The organism is Verrucosispora sp. WMMA2121 (assembly GCF_027460185.1).
GTDB classification, from domain to species: Bacteria; Actinomycetota; Actinomycetes; order Mycobacteriales; family Micromonosporaceae; genus Micromonospora; species Micromonospora palythoicola.
Genome location: NZ_JAPZBH010000006.1, coordinates 4,693,000 through 4,719,697, shown reverse-complemented (window position 1 = coordinate 4,719,697; position 26,698 = coordinate 4,693,000). Strand labels below are relative to the sequence as shown.

Sequence of the window (26,698 nt, the reverse complement as noted above, 5' to 3'; positions counted from 1 at the left end):
ACTTGATGTGACGACCAGGCGGGTTGCCCACCGAGTAGGAGTAGCATGCCCTCCGTGTCTGGCAAACGAGCTGACTTCCGAGTGTCCTACCCGGAGTACGATGCTGCTGGCTCGGCTTTTATGGCAGCGTGCATAAAGGAGCTGATGGAAGCGCAGGGCGGCGTGTACTCACTCGTCAGCAAAGAGTCGGTCGAGCATCTTCCTACCTACTCTGCTGAACTAGAAAGCGGCGAAACGCTCGACTCAAAGCCTGTTGAGGTTGGGTTCAACATATCGATTAAGAATGACGACATCATTGAGGGGAGGTACGACGACTTTATTGCTGAATTAAACCGAGCGGCCATAGAACAGGAGGCGGAGGTGTCGAAAAAGATCCTTGCTGATATCAGCAATGTGACGCAAGCGACTGGGAACGTGATTCAGGGCGATATTTCATACGACCTTCTTATCGATGCTGTCGATGCGATGGAGTTCTCGTTCGATGACGACGGTAACCACAACCTCAGTCTCGTGGTAAATCCTGTCACGGCAGAAAAGCTCCGAAGCCTCGGCGAGCCGACTCCTCAACAGACGGCTCGACTCAATGCTGTGCTAGCCCGGAAGAAGGCTGAGTGGGATGCTCGAAGGGGTAGTCGATCACTACCTTCAAAACGTCACCGAGCGTGAGTTCGACGCTCCGTTGTTGGCTTTGCTTGCCGCCAGCGGATTCTTCGATATACACAAGATTCATGGTGCCTACGAGTTCGGGAAAGACTTCATCGCCAAGCGGCAAGACGATGGACGCGTCCGACAGTACTCGATACAGAGCAAGGCGGGTGATATCAACACGGCCGCGTGGCGAGAGATCCGTGCGCAGGTGGATGAAGCAAGATACAACACAATCGCGCATCCTTCTTTCGACTCGACTATGGAAAGGGTTGCCGTCCTTGTTACAACCGGACGTTTGGTCGGTGGTGCGGCCCCCGATGCTCAGCAGTATCGAGAGTTTCTTAAAGGCCGTGGCGAAATTGGCTTTGATGTCTGGGACCAGGATCTTTTGCGACAATGGCTAGTCGGGGACCCTACCTGCGGATTGGCAGGTGGGTTGACTGGCGATTTTCTCGCTGTCCTGGGCGCGATTGATCAAGGAACTGTTAACCAGCGACAACTTGAGCGTCACACACGCACATGGGCTACGGCTCCGCTTCCCCGCGTGGCAATTGAGGTTGCCGTGGTTGCTGAGAGATTGCGCGAGAACCGCCGCTCCGATATGGCCGCCTTTGCTGCCATCTGCGCTTTACGTGCCGCCAGGAGTCAACCGGGAGCGAAGAATGCAGAATTCTTCGCGGGACTTGCGCGTCAGCTTCACGCCGCGTACGGGTTAGGTCTTCTTGAGCAGTACAGAGCCGCTATTGAAGATCCACGCTCATTGTTGAACGAGGTATCGCCCCTGATGCCCCATATTGTTTATCCGATCGTATGCCTGCGATTGGTCGAGACATGGGGTCTCCTTGCGCTCCAATTAGGTTTGTCGGAGCCGGAACGGCGAGCGTGTGCCGAAGCCGTCTCCACCGTGCTGTCATCGCAACCAGGTGTCGAAAGGCCTCCGTCGGATGGGTGGGCGCATAGCGTGCTGCTCGGAGCTCTTGGCAGCTGGGTGGTCGGTGGACAATCGGTCGAACGATACCTTGAAGCTGTCTTCGTGTGGCTCCTCGATCGATATGAAGACGGGTGGGGATTGCCGTCATCGGAAGCGACAGAGACTGAAGAAATAGAATTCCTGGTAGGTCCACCGCTCCTTCATGTCGAGAAAAAGCAAAGGAGTCATTCGTATCTCGCCGCCGTCCTGCTGGATCTTTGTGTGATATTCGGCCTACCTAGGCTATATGAGCAGGGAGTCGGGGATCTGCAAGCTCTCGGTGTCGTCCCGACGCTGCTTTTGGCGGACGAGAGTCTCGCAAGGTGGGGTGCCGGAGAGTTCGGTCTACGAGCCATCACTAATGCACGATACGCCGCCAAATGGACTGACGGTCCACCTTTCGCTCAGCATCATTTGGCACGAGTCGATACAATCGACTCGTGGGACGCCTTGGCCCTGTCGACTCTTCCCCGCAACCGACATCCATTTCAGGCCATTGTGGACCTGGCTTTGGCTGGGAAGATTGAACCTAGTGAAAATATTTAGAGGCTAAGACATCAAGATAAGCATGCAGCTTGTTCATGTTCGTTCAAGCTGCACTCGATGTGATCAGACGTACTCAACTCGGCAGATCCGGACGCCGAGGACGGCTGGGCTCAGCAACCCGCATCACCCAACGTCACCGACTCGATTCGCCGCCAGGTCAGGCGACGGGTGTCCGGACGTAGATCGAACTCAGTGCCGCTGTGCACTTGCAGCCGTACGTACCTCTGCACTCGACGCTGTACGCCGACAGAGGCCGCCCCGGGGGAATGCCGGGGCGGCCTCCTGTAGATGAAGAGTGGTGCGTTGTTAGGCCGCCATGCCTTCGCGGCGGCTGGACGAGTGGACCGGGCCGGAGAGGTCGCCGCGTGTGATGGCGGTGGCCACGATGCGCTCGGCTCGTCTTCTGCGCATGCGCAGGGCCGATGCGGTTATGCCTTGCTCGGCGGCTAGGTGCTCGATCAGGGCGTCGCCGAATCGGGTTGCGCTGATCAGTTCGGCGGCTTCGGTGGTGATCATGCCGGTGGCGGCTGCCCGGCCGAGCAGCAGGTCTGGGTGCCCGTAGGGCATGCGTGGTGAGCGTGACCCGCTGGGCAGGTCGGGCGGTAGCTCCTCGCTGTCGTCTGCCTTGACGGCCGCGATGCCTGCACGGTAGGCCGCCCAGCACAGCCGCAGCCACAGCCGGGGTGGGGCGAGGTCTGCCGTGCGCAGGGCGTGGAGGAACCCGGCGAGGACTTCGGAGTCCACGTCGTCGGCGTGCCGAGCCGCGCCGCGGCTGATCTTCGCGGCGAGGTGCGTGAGCGCGGGCAGCGCTACGCCGATCGCGCCGACGAGCCAGGCGGGTCCCCATTCGCGGGCGTGGTGGGCGAGTTGCCGCCACAGCTCGTCGGTGGTGGTGCTGTCGTAGCACTCGAGCATGAGCAGCTGGCGGAGCTTGTCCAGCGGCATCGTGGTGTCCGGCAGGCCGGGCACCGGCCGTGCGTCGAACACCAGCGGCGCGGGTGCGCACGTCAGCAGCTCGAATGCCTTCTCGGCGGTGGTCAGTGCCGTGTCGGCAGTCCTTGTGCGGCTGATGGTTGCCATGGTGATGTCCCTTCGACGTGGAGCGCGCCGCCTTGTGCGAAGGCTCCGTGAGCACCGATTGGGACAGCTCGACCTGACACCAGAGGCGATTGTCAGACCGGGGCAGGTGGTGTCCGGTCCTGTCAGGTTCCGATCTGTCAGGACGGCCCGCACACCCGGTCGGGAGGCTGTCAGGCGGCCGGGGTGACGGGTTCTGTCAGGGGCGGGGTGGGTTCGATCGGCCTGTCAGCGGCGCACTGGGGATCGTCAGTACGCCCGCCGGTCCGGGGGCCACCGTGCCTATGACCGACAGCAATCCGCGCCGCGCGCCGATCCCGGTGGGGGACGTGGTGCCCGGCGACCCGCCCGTGCCGATTACCGTCTGGCCGGTCCCCGCTCCCGCAGTGGGTGAGACCATGTCCAACGCGATGGGCGTGCGGCTGGTCCACAACCTCACCCACCCGTCCGATCTGATCATCGACCTGGCCGGCGGGCCGCAGTTGGCCCGCGCGGTCATCGCCGCCGGCCGCCGCAGTCACCTGCAGGCGCCTCGGCAGGTCGGCTGGGGCCGGGAGGCGGCGACCCTGATCGTCGTCGGCTGGCCGCTGACCGAGGCCACCTCGCCGGTGGACTTCTTTCTCCGCTGCTGTGAAAGCCTTGTGTCCGGCGGCTGCGTGGCGGTGCTGCTGCCGCACGGCGACGTCGTCCTGCCGGTCGACGTGGTCATCGCCGCGAAGCGAGCCGGCCTGGCGTACCTGCAGCACATCGTTGTGGCCGACCGACCGCCCCGACGTGGCCAGCAGACGCAGCTCGACATTCATACCGACGTGCTGATCCTGACGCGCAGCACGGAGGCCGGGGGCGCCGATGGTTGAGTCCATGCCGGTCACCTCGGTCTGGTTGACCTGCCAGATACCTGCTCGTGACCAGCGCAGGGGCCGCTACGTCCCGGAAACCTCCAGCCATCCGGCCAAGATGCTGCCGCACCTGGCCGCCCACGCGATCAGCTCGTACACCGCCCCGGGCGATCTGGTGTTCGACCCGATGTGTGGGTCCGGCACCACTCTCGTCGAGGCCATGCACCTTGGTCGACAGGGGATCGGGATCGACATCGAGCCCCGCTACACCGCCATGGCCGAGGCCAACGTCGCCTTCGCCGCGTCGAAGGACGCGGCCGGCACGGCGCAGGTGCTCACCGGCGACGCCACCGGGTTGCTCGATCTGGTACCCGCGTCCGCGGTCGGCCGGGTGGGACTCCTGCTCACCTCACCGCCGTACGGGCGCGGCACCCACGGTCTCGTGCGGGTCACAAGTACCGGGGTACGCAAGCGGTACCACCAGTACGGGAACCGGGAGCACGGCAACCTGGCCTACGGCGGCTGGTCCCGCTTGCTCGACGGGTTCGCCTCAATCCTGGCCGCCAGCTACCCGCTGCTGCGTCCCGACGGGATCGTGATCATCACCTGCCGGCCGGTACGCCGCCAGCGGGACGACTTCATCGACCTGCCGGGCGAACTGCTCGCGGTCGCCCGGTCGGTGGGGTTGGTCCCGGTGCAGCGGTGCGCGGCGATGCTCGCCGCCGTCCGCGACGGGCAGATCGTGCACCGTGCCTCGATGTTCGGGCTCATATCCGTACGCCGGTCCAGGGCCGAAGGACTGCCCGTGCACCTCATCGCCCACGAGGACGTGCTGGTCCTCACACGAGGCTGGAAGTCCGCGAGTTCGGGGACCTGAGGTTCTCGACGTGTACCCAAGGGTTCGACCGCAGTCACGCTATCGCGGATCCGGGGGCCTGCGGTGTACCTGGCTGGGAGTCTGGTGACTGTGTCGCGTCAGGAAGGTGGTTGCCGCCTGTCGGAAGTCGTGCGGGTTCTCGACCCACGGCAGGTGGCCGCAGCCGGCCAGGCTCACCCGTTGACTGTTTGGCAGCGCTTCGTGCAGCGAGTCGACGGCCCAGCGGGGGCGGATGTCCTCGGCGCCGTCGATGATCAGCACGGGAAGGTCGAGCGCCCGGCACCGCACGACCAGGTCGGAGTTCCTGAGCTCCTGCTTGACCTCGGCGTTGAGGGCCTGGTTGCAGTCCTGGTTGATGCCCAGCCATGGAGTGGCCATACGTTCGGCGTGCCGCAGGGCGGTGCCGGGGTCGGCGAAGTCGGCCGACCATTGCAGTACCGCCCGTTCGCGTTGTTCTGCGGGCGTGCGGACGCGGGCACCGAGCGCCTCCCACCGGTCCAGATTGTGACCGAGGCGCTGTCGCAGGTTCCGCTGGTAGTGCGGGTGCCAGCCGCGTTCGGGGTCGATGCCGGTTCCGGGCGCGTAGATCAGGTGGCTGACCCGTTCGGGGTGCTCGATGGCATACCGCAACGCCAGGTGCGCACCCCACGAGTGGCCCAGCAGCGCCATGACCGGTCCGGCGAGTTGGTCGCGTACCGCGTCGAGGTCGGCGACGAAGCGGGCCACGCTGTAGGGTCCGCGCCGCTGGGAGCGTCCGCAGCCGCGTTGGTCCCAGCGGATGGTGCGGGCATGGTCGTCGAGCAGCCGGGCGACCGGGGTGAGGTAGTCCCACAGGCCCGGACCGCCGTGACAGAGCACCAGCGGCGGCCCGGTGCCGGCCTGCTCGGCCCACAGGTGGCAGTTGTCGTCGCTGCGCACGTGTGGGTTCACAGGCGACAGTATGGCGGCTTGTGCCGGGCCGCTCCGCGGTGCGAGACAGCCGGGTCAGTTGATGGTTGGCCGCGTGCGCCCGGCCACCGTGGGACGTCGAATCGTCGGATTGGCGTGCTCAGCAGGGGCACCAGTGAGCCGTGCCGCTGAGCGCCGGTTGCGTTCACCGCATCGGTGAGGAGTCACCGGGAAGTTGACTGCGTGATCCGGCGGGCTTCAGCCACCACCTCAGCGTCGACGTCCTCGTCGGTCGTATCGCTGTATTCGACGCAGCCGTAGACGTCGTCGAGTTGCACAAGCCGTTCGGCGAGGGGAAGCCGATCGTGGCCGATCTTCGAGTGTGCCCAGACGGTGAGGCTCGACGGCGACATGGTCTCGGCCACCACTCGGGCGGCAAGCACCCGAAGGGTTGCTTCCTGCCCGGCAGGGCTGCCGCGCTCGTAGTAGGGCAGGCTGAGCTCGGCCAGCGCGGTTTCGAGGACGTCGGGCATCTCGTCGTCTGCGTGACGTAGTGACACTGCGGCCAGCATGCGCAGGGCAGGTCCGTCGTGACCTGCCACCAGTAGGTCACAGGCGTGACGAACCACCTCGGCGGCGGTGACGTCGCCGACGCTCCACAGCGCCACCGCCTCACGCATGGCGAGCAGTGCCTCGTTCGGGTTCACATCGTCATGGTGACCCACGTCCGGCACCGGCGCCGCTGGTTATCGCCGTCCGGGGTCGGCTCGGCCATGCGCGCCACCGGTCTCGATGCAGGCGTGTCGTGGCGAATCGGGGTCCTCACATCGCGGGATGCCGTCGTGGCCTGCGGTACCGGCAGGGCTGTCAGGATCTGCCAGACGGTCGGTTCTGACAGCCCCGGCCCTGGCCACGGTGCCGCCGCTAGCCTGAAGGCTCTTCCCTCTCTTTTGCCTGTGCTGATCTGACGCGCCCCGCGACGGCATCGCGCCCACCCTCCGGTCGGCCGCCGTCGGTACGCCTCCGAGCCGCAGCACTCGTCACCTGCCCCTGGCCGCAGCAGCAGTGGTCTGGGCGCGAACCCCTGTCCCTCAGGCGGTCACCACCCGGGTGACCGCCGTTTCGTCGTGTCCAAGGAGGACACCATGCCTAATCCCTACCGGCACCCGGACGGCGACCCGACAGCCGTCCGTTGTACCGCAACCTCACCCGATCCCCGTACCGGTAACGCCGCAGCCGCACGCCACGACCGCCGATCCGGCCCCGCCGACGACACGACCCCCACCCAGGGGGTGCCCTCGTGCGGACCGGTCATCGGGGTCCCCATTGCTCCCGTCGCCCGCCGGGGGGTGTCGCGATGAGCGACGTGAGCCTGCCGGAGCAGATTCGCCTGCTGCGTGGTGAGACGGCGGCCGCGATCGCACAACGGGTGACGCTGGCGGTCGAGGCGCGGTCGGCGCTGATGGCCGCGCTGGAGAACCGGTTGATCTGCCGGCCTGGGTGTGAGGACGCCCTCGCCGAGTGGGGTCTGGAGCCGCTGCCGGAGCGGTGGACAGTGTGCGCGGATGCGGTGCTGTCGTACACGCGGTCGCACAGCGACGACCAGCAGGCCCGCGAGCAGGCACGTTTCGGTGTGCCGGAGGAGGTGCGCCGGTTGGACCCCGCCGTGGCGGTCTACCCACGGCAGGTCGTGGAGGTGACCCGCGAGCCGGACGGGGACGACGCGTCGCCGACGCGGTATCGCCTCACCGTGCGGGTCGACCTGCAGACCTGGGCGACGGCGACCCGGGCCGTGGACGCGCAGGTCGCCGCGCAGGCGGCGGTGCAGCGGCAGCTGCCGGTGTTGGCCGCCGCCGGCATCATGCTGACCGACCTGACCTGGCATGCCCTCGACAGCGACGACGACGGGGCGACGGACACCGACAGCGGCGCCCAGACGGCGGGGGATCAGCTCGATGATGACCTCGTCGCAGCGATCGCGGCGCGGGACGTGGCCTTCGACGCCCTGGCCGGCCTGCGTCGCCGTATCCGGTCACGTGCGATCCGCGCGCTGGTCGACGACGAGTTCGGTGGCAGCTCGCACCGTGTGGCACCGCGGGTCGACGGCTTTCTGACCGGTCTCGGACTCGATGCGCTGCCCCGCGCCCACCATGTCATCGCGGTCGCGGACCTGGTCCTGCTGATCGCCGCCGATACCGCCGAGCAGGCGTGCGAGGCGGTGCGGGACACGATGCGGGCGGTCACCACCGACGGGTCGGACGAGACCCGGCCGTGGAGCGCGTACGGGTGGACGGACCGCGAGCACGCCAGCGTCGACCGGGGCAGGTGGCGGGTGCCGTGGCGGCACGAGTACGAGATCCGGCTGCGTGATCAGGCCACGTCCGCTGACGCCGCCGCCGCAGCGGAACTCTTGGTGGAGGCGGACCTGACCCGTGCCCTGACGGGCGTCGACCATCAGCTGGTCACGGTGACCGCCACCGTCGAGACCGCAGGTATCGACCTGTGTCTGGACCCCGACCGGGACTGAAATTTCGGTCGCCCATTCGAGACCGGTCGATTCGAGGCCGGCCGCAGGCGAACCCGGCCACCTCGCCCGGTGGCGGCTCGGTCCCGCTCACCGGCCTTCTCACCCTCATCCCGACACCCCTTTTGGAGGTTCTCGTGTCGTTTCCCCCCAAGCTGTCGCTGCGCTCGCCGGCCGATGTGGTGGCCGCCGTGCCGTACCTGCTCGGTTTCCGCCCCGACGACGCCAGCATCGTCGTGATCGTCACCGACGGCCGCCGCGTCGTCTTCGTCGCCCGCACCGACCTGCCCGCCCCAGATGCTCCCGACCAGGAGATCCGCGACCTCGCTGGTCAGTTGATCCGCGTCGTGCGACGTCAGCGCGCGGTCACCGACCTGGTGATCGTCGGTTACGGCGACACCGACCACGTCGATACGTCCCTGCACGCCGTGAACGAGGCGGTCACCGCCGCCGACATGACCGTGCGGGACCTGCTGCGGGTGACCGGCACCCGATGGGTCAGCCTGCTCTGCCGTGACCGTGCCTGCTGCCCACCGCAGGGAACACCGTTCGATCCGACCGCGTCGCTGATCGCGGTGCAGGCCACCGCCGCCGGGCTGGTCGCCTTCGCCGACCGGGCCGCCGTCGCCGCCCGATTCGCACCGGTCGACGGCGCCGCCCGCGACCGGATGCGGCAGGCCACCGACCAGGCGGTGCTCCGCCTGGAGCGGATGCTCGCCGCCGGCACGCCCGTGCACGAAGTCGGCGTGCAGGCCGTCGGTGAGGCGCTACGCCACGACGGGAGCCTCAGCGACGACGAGGTCGCCTGGCTCACGGTGCTGTTGACCCGGCCGTCCGTGCGGGACCGGGCGGTGGAACTCACCGAGCCCACCGACCGGCACGTCACATTCTGGGCCGACGTCACCCGCCGCGCCGCCGAACCGCTCGTGTGCGCTCCGGCCACCCTGCTCGCGTTCGCCGCTTGGCGGTGCGGCGACGGCGCCCTGGCCGTCATGGCCGCAGAACGGGCCCTGCAGGTCGATCCCGCCTACCGGCTGGCCGACCTGCTGCTGCAGGCCCTGCGCGCCGGTCTACCGCCGGCCACCTTCGCGCAGGTCACCGACCGGACCGATCCCTCCACCCGGTAGCCGCCCACCTCTCGGGCGAACCGCCAGCGCGGGGCGGACCCATCCCTGCCGGCACGCCGCCGACCTCGTGCAGCGGCGCCCCGGCTGCCCTCATCGAAGGGAACGACAGTGAGCCTTTACACCCTTGCGCCCCGACCCGGATACGAGCGGTACACGATCCAGGTCGGCTGGAACCCGCACCGCACCTTCTTCGCCACCGTCGTCGACCTCACCGACGACCCGGCGGCCGACACCGATACCGAACCGGTGTGCCTGCGACTCGGGCTGATCGACACGATCCTCGACCCGTCCGAGGTCCTCGACGCCGTGCGACCCTACGCCGTCGTGCCAGCTGACCTGGCCGCCACGCTACGCACCGACCAAGCCACCCACCCGGTACCCCGCAGCCCGCACCTCACCGGGACCGCCGCCGCGCCGACGTTGCGCTGCGCCCTGCCCAGCGGGATCGCCGACCTCGACCCTGCCGCCGTGCCCACCGCTCATCCGGAGCCGGCCGCGCACCGCCGGAAGGTCCGCATGACGGGCATCTGGTTCCCGCCCGTCGCCATTACCGGCAGCCGACTGCTCCGCACCGAACTGCACGCCGTCGAACAGCAGTCCGGCTACGAGTTCGACTACGCCGACACGGTTGCCCAGGGCCGCCGTCACGCCACCCGCCGCCCTCTGATCATCATCGGTGCCGACCTGATCGCCCGGACCCGCCGCCGCCTGTCCTGCCGGGGCCTGGTCCTCGTCGCCTCGGTCAACCCGCCCGACGGCCACCTCGTCGCGCGCGGCCGGCGCGTCGGCGCGACCTACGCCATCGTGCTGCCCACCGCCGCCGGTTGGCTCGCCCACCACCTCCTGTGGGACCTGCCTACCTGACCCACTCTCCACCCGCGACAACCATCACCGGCACCACCGGCCGTCCACGACGGCCGCACGGTCGCAGGGTCGCACGGGGCGGCACCGGCTGCCGAGCACCACCACACGGTGCCACCCGAACCGCAGGCAGCACCCCACGCAGAACGGCCCGCCACCGGCGGGCCGCCGTCATGTCTGGACCCGGGACGCCCTCGCCTAGGAAACGTGTGCGTCCCGGGTTCTCCACCAGAAATGGAGGAACCCAGTGTTCACCACCCTGACCGTGATCGCCACCGCCGCCGTGGCGATCGTCCTCGGCGCCTGGGCCCGCCACGTGAGCGTCGAGACGCGTCGGCTGCGGGCCGCGCTCACCGACGCCGCCTGGCAGCTGGCCCACGATCCCCTCACCGGCCTGTGCAACCGCGCCGGCTTGCTCGCCGCCCACACCATCATCGCGGCCACCCCGCAGCCGATCATCGTCGTGCTCATCGACCTCGACGGCTTCAAAACCGTCAATGACACCCACGGGCACGACACCGGCGACGACCTGCTCATCACCATCGCCGACCGCGTCGAGGAACTCACCGACCTGTACGGCGGCACCGCCGCCCGCCTCTCCGGCGACGAGTACGCCGCCCTGCTACCCGCCAACGGCCACGACCCGGACCGCCTCGGCGCGGCGTTCGTCGCCGTCATCGCCGAACCCGCCCGCCTGGACATCGACGGCGCACCCACGACCGTCACGGTCACGGCGAGCATCGGTGTCGCCCTCGTGGACAGCACCGACGGTTTCGGTGAGATCGCCCTGCACCGCGCGGACGTCGCCATGTACCACGCCAAACACGGCGGCGGGAACCGACACGTCCTCTATGTCCCCGGCATGGCGATGCCGGCACGCACCCCCCGCCGTGGGCCGCGCCCCCGCGACCAGCACCGCACCCCGGGGAGGGCCGGCGCGTGAACCTCGGCACCCTGATCGCCTGCGCCACCTGCGGCTACGCCCTGACCGAACACCACGACGCCGGCCAGGTCGTCTACCGGCATCCGGTCAGCGAAACCGACCGGCACCGACCCGTCCCCGTGCCCGCCGATCTCGTCGGTGACGTCTACGACCGCTGCCACATCTGCAGCGCCGCCCGTCCCGTCTGGGTGTACCGCACCGCCGAACTGGAAGCCCACGGCATCGGCGGTAGCCGCGAGGTCATCCAGACCTACAACACCCGCTGGCACGTCTGCCTGCGCTGCGCCCACCACATCGAAGCCGACAACCCCGACGCCCTCACCGCCGCCAGCGCCGCCGTCATGGGCTGGCAGCCCACAGACCCACGCCACGCCCTGCTCGGCATGGTGCACCGCGCGATCATCTACGCCCGCGAAGGACGCACGCTGCTGACCACCACGACGTGGCCACCCGCCACGATCCAGCTCGGTATGGTGCCGAAGATCCGCGACCGGCTCACCGGACTGCTCCGCAGCCCGGTAGACCTTCCCGAACCCCTCCGCACGCCCACCACCCGAAACGCGCTGGCCGAGAACCTCGACCGTGCCCCGCTGTACTGGATCGACCACGAGTTCACCGACCTGATCAACGAAGTGAGCCCGGATCAGCCACCCGCGCCGGTGACCGAACGACTCACCCCCACCCCGAGCGGACTCGTCGCCTGGCCCCGACCCCTCGGCCAGCGCCGGCAAGTCGCCGCCGCGTCGTGGACCCCGCAACCGGGAGGCTGGCACGTCCTGTGCTACCGCAGCATCGGGGGCGGCGTCCCGGAGGATCTGATGCCGTCACTGCGCCACGACATCGGCTGGCTGATCCCCATCCACACCGAACACCTCACCACCGGCACCGTCGTGGACGGCACCCACCCACTCGGACCGCTCATCACCACCTGGCTGCTGATGAACCAACAGATGGCCGAAGCCGCCACCGCCACCGTGCCCAAGTCCATCCGCAGGGCCTACCAGAGACAACAACGCCCCGCACCTGACGTGCGCGTCGTACGGATCAAACCGCCAGCCGCCAGACCGCCTGCCGAAGCGGAGGCAGCCGGCGCCGAGCGGAGTCGAACCGGGCCGGACTATCGGTACTGGGTGTCCGGCCACGAACGCAACCAGGCATACGGGCCGGGCCGACGCCTGCGGAAGAAGATCAGCATCGAACCGTTCCTGAAGGGGCCCGAGGACAAACCGATCAAGCTCAGCACCACGGTGCGGATACTCGGCACACGGCAACCGCCGGGCGCCGAAGACCTCAAGTAACGGCCCAAGACCGGGTGCGGTGGCGGGAGAAGAAGTTCCCCGCTACCGCACCCGTGGCGATTGCCCAGATACGCCGGCGCGGCCCCCATTCCGCCGCTACCACCAACGGCACATCCCGCACCGGCTCGCCAGCGGTCCGCTCGGCTTCCGCTGCGGCTCGGCGCAGCGACGCCGCAGCCGGCTCCACCGCCTCCACCCGCGTCCTGTCGACCACCAGATCCCCGTCGGCGGGACGTGGGCTCGGCACCAACCTGCCCGGCTGCGCCTCGCCAGCGCCTGCCACGCCTGCTGTCCCGTCCACACGCGCCCACCGCTCACCACGTACACCGAGCTTGGCAGGAACGGCATACTGTCGAAGGAAACGACCGAGGCGCGACCGTAACCCCACGCCAACACCGCCACGGTGCTGGCACTACCGCAGCCAATCGACAGTCGAACGTCTGCCGTCCCCATCGACACAGTCAAAACGTGGGGATGACGTTCACATCACCGTCGATCAGTCAGATCAGGCGGCGAGTACCACTCGGTCCTCCGGCTTACGCTCAGCCGACTTACGCCAACAGTCATCGACTCACCGCACGTCGCCAACGATCGGATCAGATGGTGGCTATTGGTCGTCCGGCCCAATCCAGAACAGACCCCGCTCGGCCCCATCTTCATCGTATTCGAGCACGATGAGCCAGCCGGACCGCGCATCGGGAGGGCGAATTCCCAGCGTCAGCGCGTGGGCGGTCAGTGCGGCGGTGTCGAGGCTGTGGGCCCGCTCGTGCAGGTCCGCCACGGCGGCTTCGTCGCCCTGCACGGGGTGCTCGTCAGCCTGAATCATCGGTGATTCCTTCCCCGGTTCCATCGAACAGCCAGACCCGTACGCCCCCGTTAGGGCGAACCTGGTACACGGTCAACCTATAGCCTGCCGGCAGCGTGGCCTTGATGTTCTGGGCGCAGCCGTCCTCGCCGAGACAGGGGCGCATGTTCGTGTAGAGCACAGCGTGCCGGATGCCGTGTCGGCGCATGTGCGCGGTGGCGTTGGACTCGATGTGCGTGATGAACCGAAGAGACGGTAGGGGAACAGCGAGTCCCGCTCCGGCTCCGGTGTCCCCGGGCCCGACCAGTGGCGTCAGCGGCCGCCCGTCGCTGTCGTACAACCTTCCTGCGGCGACATCCCGTCCGACCTGGGGTCGGATCTCGTCGACTGCCGCTTTCTGCGGCCGGGTCTGGGCCACAGCGGGTGCGACCGAGTCGGTGGATTCGCCGCCGCCGGTGACGCCGACTTTGGTCCCGGTGATGATGCCGACGTACGACGCGACAGCTTCCTCAGCGCCGTGGGCAAGTTGCGCCCCCTCACGTAAGCGCTGTCCTCCGGCGGCGAGGCGGGCGAGGGTCGCTCGGGCGTACGGGTTGGTGGAGGTGCCGATCACTGCGGTCAGCCGACGAGTGGCCTGATCGACCTGGTCGGCAAGGCTCAGGGTGCGCTGCCGCTGCTTGCTCAGGCCCAAGCGGACCGTGTTGAGTCGCGCCACGATATCGGCAATCAACGACAACGCCGTACCTCCCGCCGGGCGTCGATGCCGGGCCTACCAGTCGAGGGGCCGCCGCTGGAAGAAGAGTCCCCCGGTGGGGCCGTCTGAGGGGAGCGTGGCAAGCCACACGAAAGTGTCCGCAGCTTCCTCCGGTGTGTAGTTCGCCTTACCGTACGCCAGGCGGGTGTCGACCTTTCCGGGCGAAGCGGCGTTCACCAGGATGCCGTCATTGTCGAGTTCAGCCGCAAGGATGCAGGTCAAGGCATTCACTCCGACCTTGGAAACCCGGTAGGAGACACTGCCCGGCCCCAGTTCACCGAAGGTGCCCATGTGGCTGGAGACGTTCACGATCCTGCCGTACTTGTTCTTCCTCATCTCGGGGATGGCTGCGGTGCAGCAACGCCAGGTTCCCATGATGTTGGTGTCCAGGGTGGCGCGTACCTTCTCCATGTCGGCGCTGGCTGCCGCCTGGCCACGGTCGATGGCGATGCCGGCGTTGTTCACGAGGATGTCCAGGCGACCGTACTGGTAACCAACATCGGCCATGGCGCGAGCGACGCTGGCTGAGTCGGCAATGTCGAGTTGATGGCCGGATGCGGACAGTCCTTCCGCGCATAGCTCGTTGGCGGCGCGCACGGCGGCATCCTCAGCCCGAGCCGTGACGACCACATGGGCGCCCGTCCGAGCTATACCCCGAGCGATGGCCTTCCCAAGTCCGCGGTTTGAACCGGTGACGACAGCGACGCGCTTGGCCTCACTCATGCGAGCAGACTACGCACGCGCTCGTCCAGAGCATTGACGGCGGGGTGTCGATGGGCCATCAGGCGACCGTGAATGTCCAGTAGCCGGCGATGGTTGCGCACCGAACGCGTGCCGGCGACGTCAGGCGCGGCCTCGGTCACGAGGGCGCATGCATGGTCGACATCTCCGAGGTTCAGAACGGCGTCGGCGCGCCAGATCAGATAGGTTGCGCGATCTCGGCTGCGCTCGGCGGGCTGGAGAGCGAGCGTCTGTTGAAGCCATCTGTCGCTTGCCTGGTGACGCTCCATGAGGAGGTAACAGGCGGCGACCTGGGCGGAGTACTCCGCGTGATCGAAGTAGCTGGCCCAGGCCGGGCTTGGTTCCTCGTCAGCGCGTGACATCTCGGTGTCGGCTTCTGCGAGCCGTCGTTCGCACGCGACCGCCTCACCGAGTACCGCGTGGGTACGAGCCAGTCGCGTGGTTAGCATCGCGCGTACTCGTGCGGGCGCATCTTTCGCGCCAGCCCGCGCAGATTCGGCGAGGCGAAGCGCCTCGGTGGGCCGTTCTGTGTCGACCCGTTGCAGGCTCAGGCACTTCAGGACGTTGGCACCGGCCGCGCGGTCGGACGCGGAGTGCGCAGCGTGGAGAGCGGCGAACCAGTAGCGTTCGGCCGCAGCGTGGTAGCCCGCGTCGAAATTTGCCCAGCCAGCGATCCGGCCCAGTTCGGCGGCACGGCAAGCAGGCGATTGCCGGCCGTCTCTGAGTAGCTTCCATGGCGCAGAAGATCCGTCACGAGGCGAAGCTCGGCGTCGACCAGGGAACGCACACTGCCACCGCCGAGACTGGCGTCCATGCGACGCAGCGCCGGTAGCCGCTGTTCAAAGCAGTCCAGAAGTTCCGCGTCAACGCGGCCACCTTGGAGCGCCGCATTGACTTTTGGAGGCTCGGTCGCGAGCCACCGCTCGGCTACGGCGGCAGCGAGCCCAGCCTGCATGATCAAAAATCCTCGTCGATCTAGCATCGCTGGCCCCGCAGTGTCGCCAAGCAGGGCCACCGCTCCATCGACTGTCCACGGCGTTGCCGTGCTGATCGTCGGGCCACTCGGGAGCCAATGGGGCCATCCGAGCGCCTTGACTGTCTGCCGATCGACGCCAAGCTCGTCGGCCAGTGCGAGCTGTGAATCATCATCTGGCACCACGCCCCATCGCTCCCAGCGCCACGCCTTCTCCCTCCGCGCAGCCGTGTTTAGCCGGCGCGCGATGACGTTGACGAGGTCTTGCTGCGTCCAGTTCCGCTGCTCTCGAACGTAGCTCAGCGGATGGACCAAGAGTTGGCTCCGTGGCGATGGGGCCCGCGTCATCCTGCCTCCCCGGTCATCGCCGCCACTGTAGCCCGAATCGGCCGACAAGATGCGCGCCGAACTGCGGAAACTGTTCGGGTTCGGCCAAGAGACAACAGCGAGACAACATGCCGGCCGTCGATTTGTTGTGGCCGTTCCGCTTTCCTGAATGGGCAATCCGCTCCGGCGTTAGTCGGTTTCTATCGGTGTTCTTGGTCGTGTCGGCCTGGTCATGGCTGTCACCGAGACCGCACCAACGGATCGCCGCCAGTGGCGTGGTCGAGCTTCCGTCGTTCCGGGCACGGAGCAAGGACTGAGAGGAGGGTGGCATGGAGATGCGCCGGGTGAAGTGGTTCCTTCCGGCCGACGACGGGCCCTTTGATCCGGTTGGCCGCACCCTTTTTTCATGTCGAGCTACCGGGGCACCCCTTGAAGCAGGGGTGGAGGGTCCGAAGGCGACCTGGATAGCGCTCACTGAGCGTGTGGACCAGCGCATGCGTACCCAGACGAGCCGCGATCACGGTGCCCCGACTACGTGCGTTGTGGTGGTCCGAGGCCCTGGTCTTACTGACGCGATGTCCAGGCCAGCGCTGCCTCCTAGAGGTCGTCGCCCCAGGACCGGTCGGCGCGATGTCTGATCTGAGGCTGTCGCTGGCGGTCACCCTTGCTGCGCATGACCGCGCCGCCGAACACTTCTGTTCATTCATGGAAGCCCGCAGCGTGCGGTTTCTCCCGCAGCAGTCTGCGCCGATCTTCGTTTCAACGCTCGGGCAGTTGATCGCAAGCCCTGGCGATCCGGCTGGTCGGCGCGCAGCAATTGCCGTGCTAGGCCGGATGCATCGGCGTCTCGGGCTCTTCCCGTATCACGGGACTGTTGTCGCGGCTGCGCTGGTTGACACCGTGCGACGGTTCGCGAGTGCGAGCTGGGAGCCGGAAATGGCCGGCTACTGGGAGAGGGGTTGTCGCCGGGCGTTTCGTCTGGCTGAGCGGGCGGCGCAGGCGATGGGTGACGGCCCACACGTGACGGTCGGCGAGGTCGTGGCGTGCGAAGCGGCGTCTGATGCCGTCGCAGTCTTGACCGTTCGGCCGATGCACCGCCTTCAGTACGCGCCTGGTCAGGCAATGCCCGTCTGTACACCCCGACTGCCGGGCCAATGGCGGTGGTACTCGCCGGCGAATGCTGCTCGCCCTGACGGGACGGTGGAGTTTCACATCCGTGCCGTAGCAGAGGGGACGGTGTCGCCCGTGCTGGTCGAGCGGATAGCGCCTGGGGAGACGTTGTGGCTGGGACCGGCGTTCGATGTCGGACTGTCGCTGGAGGCGGCCGGCGATGCCGATCTGCTGCTGGCGGCGGGTGGTACGGGCCTTGCTCCGTTGCGGGCGTTGGTGGAGCAGGTTGCCGCGTCGCCGGTCAAACGGCGGGTGACTCTGGTTGTGGGCGCACGGACGCTGCTCGACTTGTATGACGCGGTGGCGTTGGACAAGCTCGCGTCCGCGCATCGCGACTGGTTGACCGTGGTGTTGGCGTTCTCCGACGATCGTGATGTCGAGCCTGCCGCGCAGGGCGATGCGCTGACCTTGGCGGTGTATCACTACCGGCGTGGCCAGGCGGTCTATGTCTGCGGCCCTCCGCAGATGATCAAAGCTGCCCGGCAGCGGCTGCCTCTGACCGGGGTCGCCGGTGACCGCCTGCACCTGGCTACCACCTTCGACCGCGCCCTCGATTCGGCGGTGTGGGTGAGCCGTCAGCGGGCCGCGTCGCGTGGGCCGCTGGCAGCCCGGGGCAACGACGCGGAAGGCGAGGGTGTTCAAGGATCTTCGGGGGAGCTGGCATGCGACTGATGAACTCTGGTGTCCGTCGCGCGACGGACGACGATGCTGAGGGATTGTCCGCGCTGGTGGCCGACGCGTTGTTGACCAGCCGGTTGAGTGCCTGGCTGGTCGCCGATCCGGTCGTTCGGCCGGGGGTCGTGCGGCGGTACGCGCAGCTTGTGGTGGCGCAGGGGTTGGCGCACGGCACGGTCGACACGACCGATGACCTTGCTGGTGTGGCGGTGTGGTACTCGCGCCCGGTGCCACCGCCGCCGTCGGCGGTGTGGATGTATGACCTGCATCGGGTGCTCGGTGTGCACGCTGCCCGGTTCGGTCTGCTGCACGCCTACGTCGACGCGGTGCACCCGTACACCGCGCATCACTACCTCGCTCATGTGGCGGTGACTCCGGGCCGGCGGCAGACGGGTGTGGGTGCGGCGTTGCTGGCCCGCCACCACCGCCTGCTCGACGCGGAGCAGTTGCCGTCGTATGCGGAGGTGAGCACCGACCGCCCTCGGGAGGGGCTGCTCGCCGGGCTGGGCTACGAGCCGCGATCACCGATTCTGCTTCAGCCGGGTGGTCCAGCGCTGTGGCGGATGTGGCGGCAACCCGTACGCCCTGGACAGCCGGACGAGGCGGGCGGAGATGGGTTGCCGCGACGGGTCCGTGTCCAGCGCACCGCTCTGCCGTTTCGCGGCGTGGTGAGGCTGGCGGCATCACCGCGTTCCCCGTGATCCACGTGTTCTGACATCACCTCGTTCACCTGCTGGCGCGTCGTCTGTTCGCCCGGCGGGGCAGTGCGTCGTACCCAATTTATCGACAGGAGGGTTCTGTTCATGCTGACCATGACCAGCCGTCCCGCCGCCATGTCCGCCCGGCGACGGCGGCCTGTCAGGTGGTGGGCCGTGCGCCTTGGCGTTCGGAGTGCCGCCGGTGCCGTCCCGGAGACGGGAGGCGGCACCTCGACGGAGTACCTGTGGGGTTACGCGATCCGTCGTGAGTGGCCCGGCGGTGAGCATGACCTGTTCGGGTTCACGGCCGACAAGGACACCGCGCAGCGGAACCTTGCCCGCGACAAGAGCTACTGGCATCACGGCCCGGTGCGGCCATCGGCGGTGTCCGTCGTGCCGGCCACCGCCGCCGACGTGAACCAGCATCCGGTGGACGGCTGCCGCAACTCGTGGTGCCCGAACCAGCCGGGGCAGGGGGAGTCACGGTGACGGCGCAGGTGCAGGTGGCGCTGGCGCGCCGGACGATGACACCAGCCGGCCTGTGGGTGTTCGGCGCGGCGGCGTCGGCCCCGATGGTGGTCCTCGCCGGCGGTATCCCCGCGATCTACGCGACCACGGGTGTGATCGCGGTGCCGTTGACGTTTGTGCTGGTGGCAGGCGCGGTGGCGCTGCTCGCGGTGGGGTACACGGCGATGGCTCGCCAGGTCGGGCATCCCGCCGCCTACTACGGCATCCTCGCCCAAGGGCTCGGGCGGGGCTGGGGTGTGGCCGGCGGCGTGGTGGCTCTGCTGGCCTACAACGCGATCCAGATCAGCTTGTACGGCTTGTTCGGCGCGACCCTCGCCGCCCAGTTGGGCGGATCCTGGTGGGTGTGGGCGGGTATCGCCGTGGCCCTGGTCGGGGTGCTGGGTGTACGGGCGATCGTGCTGTCGACCCGGGCCTTGGCGGTGGTGCTGGCGGTGTCGCTGCTGGTCGTCGCGGTGTTCGTGGTGGCAGGTGTGGGACGGCCGGCAGACGGTGGCCTGTCGTGGGCGGGTTTCGACGCCTCCGGGTTGATGGTCGGCGGTGTGGGTGGGGCGGTCGCGTTCTGCGTGGCGGCGTTCACCGGCATCGACGCACCTGGGTCTTTTGTGGAGGAGGCCGTTGATCGGCGTGCGGTCGGTCGGGCCACGATCTTCGGGGCGCTCGTGCTCGGTGGGGTGTATGCGGCTGCGGCGTGGGCGATGGGGGTGGCGGTCGGTCCGTCCGCCGTCGCCGAGCTGGCCGCCCAGCCGGACAGTGACCTGACGTCGGTGATCCTCGAACGGCTCGGTAGCGGGTGGGTGGCCGTGGCGAGCGTGGTGTTGATCTTCGCGATCGTCACGTCGAAGCTGTCGTTCCACTCGGTCATCGCACGCTACGTGTTCGCCATGGCCCGGGAAGGAGTGCTGCCCACCGGGCTCGCGGGCGCGGACAGCGGCACGCGGGTCACCGCGCCGCGCGGCGGGTCGCTGACCCAGACCGCCACCGCCTCGGTGGTGGTGGCCGGGTTCGCGGTGGCCGGGGTCGACCCGGTCACGCAGATGTTCACCTGGCTGTCGAGCCTGGGCGCGCTGGGTTTGCTGTGTCTGCTGCTGGCCGCGTCGCTGGCGGCGCTGGCCGCCCCGGCCCGGGTTCGGGGTGCGCGGGCCAGGGCGTGGCAGTGGCGAGTCGCGCCGGTGATGGCTGTGTTCGCCGGGTCGGTGGTGCTGGTGGCGATGGTCGGCAACGTCGGGCCGCTGCTGGGTGCCGCGCCCGGGTCGCTGTTCCCGCTGCTGCTACCCGCGATCGTTGGTGCCGCCGCAGCTGTGGGCGGGATGTGGGCCGCGCACCTGCGCCAGGCCCGGCCGGACGTCTACGCCGGTATCGGGCGCGGCACACCGGCCACGAACGCCGTTCCCGACGCCATCCACGTCTCGATCTGACAGGGCCGACGATGATGACCTACGCACGACGACCGACCGGACCCTACGGTCCACCAGATCCGCTGCACCCCGGATGGCGGCCGGAGCCGACCGCCGACCTGCGGCCTCCCGCCGGGTATGAGCCGCCTCCCGGCTACGGTCCCCGCCCCTCCGGCTACCAACGCCCACCGGACCCGTCACTTCCGCCGCCGCCCGCACCCCCGCCCCCGCCTCTGGGCGAACCGGACGACGAGGCGGTTCGCCGAGCCAACGCGCGGTGGGCGGATCTGCGCAAGCAGGTGGTGTTCCGGTCCAAGCGGCTCAACTCCGGGCACCTGATCGAAGCCGACCAGCGCTACGGCACACGGCAAGCCCTCGGCCCGCACGCCGTCATGCTGTTCTTCACCTCCCCGGCTGCGACCGAGCCGCAGGGGTACCGGCTGCACACCGCGTGGCGGCTGTTCCTGTCCGCACCCGAGTCCGACGACCTGCCCCGAATGCTCGCCGACCTGACCAGGATCGCCGCGACCAACATCGACCACACGAATACCACCGGCCGTTGGTGGCATCCACTCGGGCCGGAACGGTCGATGGTCAACGGCGGTGACATGGCCATCGGCCCCGACGCCGCCTATGTCGGTGTCGGGGTGAGCACCCTCGATTCCGACGACGGACGCTGGTATCAGCTCGCCCGCACCCTGCGGGAACCGTCCGCCACCGGCCACCGCCGGTCAGCCTTCGACCTCAAGGGCCGCTGCTACCTGCTGCTGACCGACGGCACCGCCATCGACATCGACCGTAACCCGCATGCACCGTTGCACTACGACGGCATCCGCAGCAGCAAACCCCTCGATGCGGACCGGCCCGCCCACTGGCACAACCCGCACGCCACCCTGACTGAGCAGGGCGACTACACCGCCCGCGAGGTGTGGCGGCAGCTCACCGCCCTGCACCACACCCTCGCCGGCCACCTCGGCGAGAGGCCGGCAACGTGACTCACACCCACACCTTCGATCTGGCCGTCGCCGCGGACCTCAGCCGGACACCGATCGACGTCACCGCCGTCCTCGACCACCTCATCCACAACGCTGACGCCGCCGCGGCGACGAGTATCGGCTACCCGGGCGCCGTCGACCTCGACCACACCGCCGTCATGACCCGCCTCGGCCACCGGCTGTGGAACAACATCGGCGACCCCTCCGACACCGGGGGAGTAGCACACACGCGGGTCCTGGAACAGGCCGTCATCGCCTGGTTCGCCGACCTGCTGGGCATGCCGGCCGAGGACCGGTGGGGTTATGTCACCACCGGCGGCACCGAGGGCAACTTGTCCGCCCTGCACGCCGCCTACCGTCGCTGGCCGACCGCCCGCATCTACTACTCTACCGCCGCCCACTACTCCATACCGAAGATCGTCAGCATGCTCGGCGCCTACCGGGTGCCCGTCGCGGCCCGCCCGGACGGGGAGATGTGCTACGACGACCTCGCCGCGCAGCTACGCAAACGGCGACGGTGGCCGGCGATCGTGGTCGCCACCGCCGGCACTACCATGACCGAAGCCGTCGACGACACCCGCCGCATCCGCGCGATCCTCACCGACTATGGCATGGCGGGGCATTTGCACGTCGACGCCGCCCTGTCCGGCATCCCGCTCGCCCTCGACGGACAGCTCCGCCTCGACGATGCCGGCGGCATCGGCTCCATCGCGATCAGCGGACACAAGTTCCTCGGTGTCCCCACCCCCTGCGGAGTGGTGCTCATCCGCGACAGCATCCGCACACCAGCTCGGCCGCAGGTGGCCTACACCGCCGTCACCGACACCACCATCACCGGCTCCCGCTGCGGACTGGCCGCCGCCCTGCTGTGGCACGCCATCGCCCTGCACGGCCGGGAGGGGCACCGGTGGCGGGCCGCCGAAGCCCGCAGCACCGCCGCGTACGCCGTCGAACAGATCCGCGCGACCGGCTGGGCCGCCTGGCGGTGGCCGCACGCCTTCACCGTCGTCCTACCCACCCCACCCGAGCCGGTACGTGCCAAGTGGCTACTCGCCGCCGACGGCACGGTCAGCCACCTCATCTGCATGCCCGGCATCACCCGAGGCCAGATCGACGCCCTCGCCGCCGACCTCGCCACCGCCATCACGACACCCATCCCACGCCCCCGCACCCCCAACGTCACCACCATGCCCTGACCACCGGACCGACGCTCACGGAGGCGAGGCGACATTCCATGGCCACCGGCTACGTCCACCACCCCCGCCGTCAGCCCCGGGCTGAACTGGCCGCATCGCTGACGTCCCGCGTTGAAGGGGATCTCGTTGTTCATCGCGATCACTGGCCCTACTGGAGTCGGAAAGACCACGCTCGCCAGTCGCCTGGCCGCCCGGCTGGACGCGACGCTGATGCTCGATCCGTTCGCCGACAACCCCTACCTGCCGCAGCTGTACGCCGAGGCCGAGCGCGCCCCCGACGATCTCGCCTTGAAGGTGGAACTCACCTTCATCGCGCTCCGGGTCGCGCAGTTGCGTCGGATCGAGATGATCACCCGGGCTGGTGGTCGGGTTGTCGCCGATTGGGCGATGGTGCAGCAACGCATCTTCGCCGCCGAAACGCTGCCCGCCGCGGACGCGGGCCGGGTCGCGCAGACCTGTGGTATCTGGTCCACCGACAGTCCGCGCCCCGATGTGGTGATCGGGTTGACCGCGCCCTCTTCGACGCTGTTGCACCGCGTCAAGCAGCGAGGCCGGGACATGGAGACCGCCGTGTCCGAAGCCGATCTCGCCGCCCTCAATGAGGCGTTCCAGCGCGCCTTCACCCCTCACGTCATCCACCGCGACGGCAGCACGTTCGACGCCCTCAACGACGCGGACCTCGACGAGCTGATCGCCCAACTCACCGGATCGGAGAAGTCGTGACCCAACCCGCTCTCGCACACCAGGGCATTGCTGTGTGCCCGCCCACCACACGCCTGATGATCACCGGCCCCGGCACGGTCGAGTTGATCTCGGAGAACCTGCCGCCGCTCGGCCCGACCGACGTGTACGCTGAAGCCGTCGTGTCCGGCATCAGCCACGGCACCGAAATGGCCTGGGTGCGAGGCTCGGCCGCTGCGCTGCACCGTTCGTGGCTGCCCGAGCAACGCCTGTTCACCAGCGGACCGGGACGGGACTATCCGGTAGCACCTGGCTACGAGACCATCGCCCGCGTCACATCGGTTGGCAGCGCCGCCCGCGACCGGATCGCCGTGGGGGACCTGGTAGCGCTGGACCGCCCACACGCCACCGGCCACGTCGTCAGCCTCGACACCGCCGAGGCGGGTCGCCTACCTGCCGGCATCGACCCGGAACGGGCCGTGTTCTTCATCCTCACCCGCGTCGCGCTCGGCGGCGTCCACGACGCCGGCATCCACATCGGCGACACCGTCGTCATCGTCGGCCTCGGCACGGTCGGCCTGATCGCCGGGCAACTCGCGCATCTGGCCGGCGCACGCCGCGTCATCGGCATCGACCGCTACCCCATACGCCTGGAAGCCGCCGAATCACTCGGCATGACCGCCATGCACACCGACACCGGAGCCGACGTCGCCCATCTGGTCCGCAAGCTGACCGGCTCCGCCGGAGCCGACGTGGCCATCGAGGCATCCGGCTCCTACGCCGGGCTACACGAGGCCATCCGCTGCGTCCGCGTCGGCGCGACGGTCTCCACCATCGCCTCCTACCACGGCGACCAGGGCGGCCTGCGGCTCGGCGAGGAATACCACCGCAACCGCATCACCCTCGTCTCCTCCATGACCGTGAACGGCTGCCCCCAACGCACCCACCCCGCCTGGGACCTTCCGCGGCTCAGCGCCACCGCCCGCCAACTCGTCACCGCCGGACACGTCCGCGTCGACGGGCTCATCACCCACCGCATCCCGTTCACCGACGCGCGCACCGCGTACGGCCTTATCGACACCCGGCCCGAGGAGACGATCAAGGTGGTGCTCACCTATGACCACTGACACCGCCTACGACCTGGACCACCCGGTCGATGACCGGTACTCGCCACCACCCTGCGGGGAACTGGAGGAGATCCGCGCCGTCCTCGACGACGGCCGCCTCTCCGGCGGCGCCCAAATCCTGCCCCTCTACGAGCGTGCCCTCGCCGCCCGCTTCGGGGCCGCCCGCGCCATTGCCGTCAACTCCGGCACCTCAGCCCTACACGCCGCGCTCGTCGCGTTCGACGTCCGCCCCGGGACCGAGGTGCTCCTCCCCGCGACCGCCCCACTGCCCACCGCAATGCCGATCCTTACCTGCGGCGCAACCCCCATCCTGGTGGACACACTCCCGAACTCCCTCGCCCTGAACCCCACCGACCTCCAACGGAAACTCACACCCCGCACCCGCGCCGTGATCACGCTGCCCCTATGGGGCTACCCCAACGACGAACGCGCCATCACCGGCCTGTTCATCGACGCGGGCATACCCGTCATCGAAGACTCCGCGCAGGCCCACGGCACCCGCATCGCCAACCAGCACGCCGGCACCCTCGGCCAAGTCGGCTGCTTCTCCACCCACGACCGCAAACTCCTGTCCACCGGCGAAGGCGGCTTCGTCCTGACCAACGACCACGACCTCGCCGACCGCATCGACCACTACACCCACCTCGGCCACCTACGCGGCGGCCACGGCGTCAACTACAAGCTCGCCGGACCCCTCGCAGCCATCGGCCTACGTCGGCTGGCCCGCCTCGACGCGCAACTGGCCCAGCGCCGCCGCAACGCCGAACGCATCCTCACCGCCCTACCCGCCGGCGGACTGCTGCGCGAACTGCCCTACGGCGTGCAGGACAAACCCAACTACTACAACCTGGTCCTCATCGCGACCGCCCGCCAAGCCGAGATCGCGGACACCTTCCACCGCGCAGGGCTACCCCCGGACTCGATCCGGTGGCGCTACCAGCCCCTCTACCACCAACCCCTATTCCAGCCCTACGCCACGGCCTGCCCCAACGCCGAACACCTCGCCACGGCCACCATCCAACTGCCCGTTCACCCCCAACTACCGGAGGCGACGGTAGCGTGGATCGCCGACCAAACCGCCCGAATCGCCCAGGGAGAAACCCCAGCATGATCCGGCACTTCACCAGCTCAGCGATCGTCTTCAACAGCACGGGACAAGTCCTCCTCGTGCAACACAACAAGATCGGACTGTGGCTGTACCCGGGCGGCCACATCGACCCCAACGAAGACCCCGCCGAAGCCGCCCTCCGCGAAGTTGTGGAAGAAACCGGCGTCGAGGCAGAGATCCTGGCACCCGAGCCCTTCACCCACCCCGCCGTACGCAGCATCCCCCCACCCTTCGCGATCATCGAAATGGACATCGAAGACCGCAAGGTCGGCCCCCACCGGCACATCGACTTCGTCTACATCTGCCGCACCCACAACGACACCCTCAACGCCCAAGTCGAAGAAGTCGCCAACGCCGCCTGGTTCGACGTAGCAGACGTCGCCGAACTCACCGCCCCAAAGGAACTGGCCTCCCTCATCGCGGAGGCCGCCCGCCGGATGCCGCAGCCCGTATAGCAGAGGCTCCGACCCCGCCATAACGTGTGGAATGCCTTGTCCGGGCAGGCAGGGCATTACACATACACCATGTTTCCCCGACTTGGGATCACCCCCGCATGTGCGGGAGCAGGGCGAGGTCGTCGATCTGGCGGCGGATGGTCGAGGATCACCCGCGTGCGCGGGGAGCAGGAGATCAGCGACCGGGAGGAAACGCCAGCGTGGGGATCACCCCCACGTGCGCGGGGAGCAGTGCCGCTGCGCCAGTCGTGGGAGGACATGGCCGGGATCACCCCGCGTGCGCGGGGAGCAGCTCACCGCGCTGCGCGGCATGGACGACGCCGAGGTATCACCCCCGCGTGCGCCGGGAGCAGGGCGGCAACAACACCAAGGGCCAGACGGTCGCCGGATCACCCCCGCGTGCGCGGGGAGCAGGACTCGACCACGATCCACCCCAACCGGCCATGGGGATCACCCCCGCGTGCGCGGGGAGC

At 68.5% G+C, this 26,698-nt stretch carries 27 protein-coding genes and 1 CRISPR repeat array (1 of these 28 cut by a window edge); of the genes, 19 read left to right on the top strand and 8 right to left on the bottom strand.

Annotated features, from left to right (window positions below; all coding sequences use genetic code 11):
• Positions 1 to 54 precede the first annotated feature (54 nt).
• Complete coding sequence (locus tag O7605_RS30020) at positions 55 to 666, top strand: hypothetical protein (protein ID WP_269742338.1); 612 nt, start codon at positions 55 to 57, stop codon at positions 664 to 666.
• The gene (locus tag O7605_RS30015; RefSeq protein WP_269742337.1) at positions 617 to 2,164 is read left to right on the top strand and encodes a hypothetical protein; all 1,548 of its coding nucleotides are present in this window, start codon (positions 617 to 619) and stop codon (positions 2,162 to 2,164) included. The genes O7605_RS30020 and O7605_RS30015 overlap by 50 nt, the downstream gene beginning before the upstream one ends.
• A 306-nt stretch (positions 2,165 to 2,470) precedes the next feature.
• Here O7605_RS30015 and O7605_RS30010 read toward each other — a convergent pair whose 3' ends face one another.
• A complete protein-coding gene (locus O7605_RS30010) occupies positions 2,471 to 3,244 on the bottom strand; it encodes a hypothetical protein (RefSeq protein ID WP_269742336.1) in 774 nt (257 codons plus the stop codon).
• A gap of 281 nt (positions 3,245 to 3,525) precedes the next feature.
• On the opposite strand from O7605_RS30010, the gene O7605_RS30005 reads away from it, so the two are divergent.
• Both O7605_RS30005 and O7605_RS30000 read left to right on the top strand, forming a co-directional pair.
• Positions 3,526 to 4,098, top strand: a complete 573-nt coding sequence (locus O7605_RS30005; protein ID WP_269742335.1) for a hypothetical protein — start codon at positions 3,526 to 3,528, stop codon at positions 4,096 to 4,098.
• A gap of 4 nt (positions 4,099 to 4,102) precedes the next feature.
• Positions 4,103 to 4,957 (top strand): TRM11 family SAM-dependent methyltransferase, encoded by an 855-nt coding sequence (locus O7605_RS30000; RefSeq protein ID WP_269742334.1) that lies wholly within the window; start codon positions 4,103 to 4,105, stop codon positions 4,955 to 4,957.
• A 39-nt stretch (positions 4,958 to 4,996) separates the two neighbouring features.
• Here the strand turns inward: O7605_RS30000 and O7605_RS29995 are convergent, their stop codons facing one another.
• Both O7605_RS29995 and O7605_RS29990 read right to left on the bottom strand, forming a co-directional pair.
• On the bottom strand, positions 4,997 to 5,887 hold the full coding sequence (locus O7605_RS29995; RefSeq protein ID WP_269742333.1) for an alpha/beta fold hydrolase: 891 nt from the start codon (positions 5,885 to 5,887) through the stop codon (positions 4,997 to 4,999).
• 182 nt (positions 5,888 to 6,069) lie between these two features.
• Entirely contained in the window at positions 6,070 to 6,552 is a 483-nt protein-coding gene (locus tag O7605_RS29990) for a hypothetical protein (protein ID WP_269742331.1), read from the bottom strand.
• 650 nt (positions 6,553 to 7,202) lie between these two features.
• Between O7605_RS29990 and O7605_RS29985 the strand changes: the two genes are divergently transcribed.
• From O7605_RS29985 to O7605_RS29965, 5 genes are all read left to right on the top strand, one after another.
• Entirely contained in the window at positions 7,203 to 8,372 is a 1,170-nt protein-coding gene (locus O7605_RS29985) for a hypothetical protein (RefSeq protein ID WP_269742330.1), read from the top strand.
• Positions 8,373 to 8,506: 134 nt separating this feature from the next.
• Positions 8,507 to 9,496 (top strand): DUF4192 domain-containing protein, encoded by a 990-nt coding sequence (locus O7605_RS29980; RefSeq protein ID WP_269742329.1) that lies wholly within the window; start codon positions 8,507 to 8,509, stop codon positions 9,494 to 9,496.
• Positions 9,497 to 9,604: 108 nt separating this feature from the next.
• A complete protein-coding gene (locus O7605_RS29975; protein WP_269742328.1) occupies positions 9,605 to 10,360 on the top strand; it encodes a hypothetical protein in 756 nt (251 codons plus the stop codon).
• Between the two features lie 244 nt (positions 10,361 to 10,604).
• Complete coding sequence (locus O7605_RS29970; protein ID WP_269742327.1) at positions 10,605 to 11,300, top strand: GGDEF domain-containing protein; 696 nt, start codon at positions 10,605 to 10,607, stop codon at positions 11,298 to 11,300.
• Entirely contained in the window at positions 11,297 to 12,598 is a 1,302-nt protein-coding gene (locus O7605_RS29965) for a hypothetical protein (protein ID WP_269742326.1), read from the top strand. Before O7605_RS29970 ends, O7605_RS29965 begins: the two co-directional genes overlap by 4 nt.
• Before the next feature lie 607 nt (positions 12,599 to 13,205).
• Here O7605_RS29965 and O7605_RS29960 read toward each other — a convergent pair.
• The 5 genes from O7605_RS29960 to O7605_RS29940 form a co-directional block, all read right to left on the bottom strand.
• Positions 13,206 to 13,424, bottom strand: coding sequence for a hypothetical protein (locus O7605_RS29960; protein ID WP_269742325.1), 219 nt, complete (start codon positions 13,422 to 13,424; stop codon positions 13,206 to 13,208).
• Positions 13,411 to 14,139 carry a DddA-like double-stranded DNA deaminase toxin gene (locus O7605_RS29955; RefSeq protein ID WP_269742324.1) on the bottom strand — a complete coding sequence of 243 codons (729 nt, stop codon included), beginning with the start codon at positions 14,137 to 14,139 and terminating at the stop codon, positions 13,411 to 13,413. The genes O7605_RS29960 and O7605_RS29955 overlap by 14 nt, the downstream gene beginning before the upstream one ends.
• Before the next feature lie 33 nt (positions 14,140 to 14,172).
• Positions 14,173 to 14,880: an SDR family oxidoreductase gene (locus O7605_RS29950; protein ID WP_269742323.1), complete on the bottom strand. Its 708-nt coding sequence runs from the start codon at positions 14,878 to 14,880 to the stop codon at positions 14,173 to 14,175.
• Positions 14,877 to 15,260, bottom strand: coding sequence for a hypothetical protein (locus O7605_RS29945; protein ID WP_269742322.1), 384 nt, complete (start codon positions 15,258 to 15,260; stop codon positions 14,877 to 14,879). Before O7605_RS29945 ends, O7605_RS29950 begins: the two co-directional genes overlap by 4 nt.
• Positions 15,261 to 15,454: 194 nt before the next feature.
• Positions 15,455 to 16,186 (bottom strand): hypothetical protein, encoded by a 732-nt coding sequence (locus tag O7605_RS29940; RefSeq protein WP_269742321.1) that lies wholly within the window; start codon positions 16,184 to 16,186, stop codon positions 15,455 to 15,457.
• Positions 16,187 to 16,828: 642 nt separating this feature from the next.
• On the opposite strand from O7605_RS29940, the gene O7605_RS29935 reads away from it, so the two are divergent.
• The 10 genes from O7605_RS29935 (at position 16,829) to O7605_RS29890 (ending at position 26,225) form a co-directional block, all read left to right on the top strand.
• Entirely contained in the window at positions 16,829 to 18,040 is a 1,212-nt protein-coding gene (locus O7605_RS29935; RefSeq protein WP_269742320.1) for an FAD-binding oxidoreductase, read from the top strand.
• Positions 18,040 to 18,744, top strand: a complete 705-nt coding sequence (locus tag O7605_RS29930) for an N-acetyltransferase (RefSeq protein WP_269742319.1) — start codon at positions 18,040 to 18,042, stop codon at positions 18,742 to 18,744. Before O7605_RS29935 ends, O7605_RS29930 begins: the two co-directional genes overlap by 1 nt.
• 171 nt (positions 18,745 to 18,915) lie before the next feature.
• Positions 18,916 to 19,230 carry a hypothetical protein gene (locus O7605_RS29925; protein WP_269742318.1) on the top strand — a complete coding sequence of 105 codons (315 nt, stop codon included), beginning with the start codon at positions 18,916 to 18,918 and terminating at the stop codon, positions 19,228 to 19,230.
• Between the two features lie 8 nt (positions 19,231 to 19,238).
• On the top strand, positions 19,239 to 20,684 hold the full coding sequence (locus O7605_RS29920) for an APC family permease (protein ID WP_269742780.1): 1,446 nt from the start codon (positions 19,239 to 19,241) through the stop codon (positions 20,682 to 20,684).
• A gap of 281 nt (positions 20,685 to 20,965) precedes the next feature.
• Positions 20,966 to 21,658 carry a hypothetical protein gene (locus tag O7605_RS29915; RefSeq protein ID WP_269742317.1) on the top strand — a complete coding sequence of 231 codons (693 nt, stop codon included), beginning with the start codon at positions 20,966 to 20,968 and terminating at the stop codon, positions 21,656 to 21,658.
• Positions 21,655 to 22,854, top strand: a complete 1,200-nt coding sequence (locus tag O7605_RS29910; RefSeq protein ID WP_269742316.1) for a histidine decarboxylase — start codon at positions 21,655 to 21,657, stop codon at positions 22,852 to 22,854. Before O7605_RS29915 ends, O7605_RS29910 begins: the two co-directional genes overlap by 4 nt.
• A gap of 126 nt (positions 22,855 to 22,980) precedes the next feature.
• Complete coding sequence (locus O7605_RS29905) at positions 22,981 to 23,577, top strand: deoxynucleoside kinase (RefSeq protein WP_269742315.1); 597 nt, start codon at positions 22,981 to 22,983, stop codon at positions 23,575 to 23,577.
• 56 nt (positions 23,578 to 23,633) lie between these two features.
• Positions 23,634 to 24,662: a zinc-dependent alcohol dehydrogenase gene (locus O7605_RS29900; protein ID WP_269742314.1), complete on the top strand. Its 1,029-nt coding sequence runs from the start codon at positions 23,634 to 23,636 to the stop codon at positions 24,660 to 24,662.
• Positions 24,652 to 25,773: a DegT/DnrJ/EryC1/StrS family aminotransferase gene (locus O7605_RS29895; protein WP_269742313.1), complete on the top strand. Its 1,122-nt coding sequence runs from the start codon at positions 24,652 to 24,654 to the stop codon at positions 25,771 to 25,773. Before O7605_RS29900 ends, O7605_RS29895 begins: the two co-directional genes overlap by 11 nt.
• Entirely contained in the window at positions 25,770 to 26,225 is a 456-nt protein-coding gene (locus tag O7605_RS29890) for an NUDIX hydrolase (protein ID WP_269742312.1), read from the top strand. Before O7605_RS29895 ends, O7605_RS29890 begins: the two co-directional genes overlap by 4 nt.
• 324 nt (positions 26,226 to 26,549) lie before the next feature.
• Positions 26,550 to 26,698: direct repeats of the CRISPR family, unit length 29 nt (it continues 673 nt past the right edge of the window).

What these genes read in the sequence shown, in the direction of transcription:
- O7605_RS30015 (WP_269742337.1), top strand. Translation starts at nt 617, where the DNA reads ATGCTCGAAGGGGTAGTCGATCACTACCTTCAAAACGTCACCGAGCGT.
- O7605_RS30010 (WP_269742336.1), bottom strand. Translation starts at nt 3,244, where the DNA reads ATGGCAACCATCAGCCGCACAAGGACTGCCGACACGGCACTGACCACC.
- O7605_RS30005 (WP_269742335.1), top strand. Translation starts at nt 3,526, where the DNA reads ATGACCGACAGCAATCCGCGCCGCGCGCCGATCCCGGTGGGGGACGTG.
- O7605_RS30000 (WP_269742334.1), top strand. Translation starts at nt 4,103, where the DNA reads ATGCCGGTCACCTCGGTCTGGTTGACCTGCCAGATACCTGCTCGTGAC.
- O7605_RS29985 (WP_269742330.1), top strand. Translation starts at nt 7,203, where the DNA reads ATGAGCGACGTGAGCCTGCCGGAGCAGATTCGCCTGCTGCGTGGTGAG.
- O7605_RS29960 (WP_269742325.1), bottom strand. Translation starts at nt 13,424, where the DNA reads ATGATTCAGGCTGACGAGCACCCCGTGCAGGGCGACGAAGCCGCCGTG.
- O7605_RS29950 (WP_269742323.1), bottom strand. Translation starts at nt 14,880, where the DNA reads ATGAGTGAGGCCAAGCGCGTCGCTGTCGTCACCGGTTCAAACCGCGGA.
- O7605_RS29945 (WP_269742322.1), bottom strand. Translation starts at nt 15,260, where the DNA reads ATGTCACGCGCTGACGAGGAACCAAGCCCGGCCTGGGCCAGCTACTTC.
- O7605_RS29935 (WP_269742320.1), top strand. Translation starts at nt 16,829, where the DNA reads ATGTCTGATCTGAGGCTGTCGCTGGCGGTCACCCTTGCTGCGCATGAC.
- O7605_RS29930 (WP_269742319.1), top strand. Translation starts at nt 18,040, where the DNA reads ATGAACTCTGGTGTCCGTCGCGCGACGGACGACGATGCTGAGGGATTG.
- O7605_RS29900 (WP_269742314.1), top strand. Translation starts at nt 23,634, where the DNA reads ATGATCACCGGCCCCGGCACGGTCGAGTTGATCTCGGAGAACCTGCCG.
- O7605_RS29895 (WP_269742313.1), top strand. Translation starts at nt 24,652, where the DNA reads ATGACCACTGACACCGCCTACGACCTGGACCACCCGGTCGATGACCGG.
- O7605_RS29890 (WP_269742312.1), top strand. Translation starts at nt 25,770, where the DNA reads ATGATCCGGCACTTCACCAGCTCAGCGATCGTCTTCAACAGCACGGGA.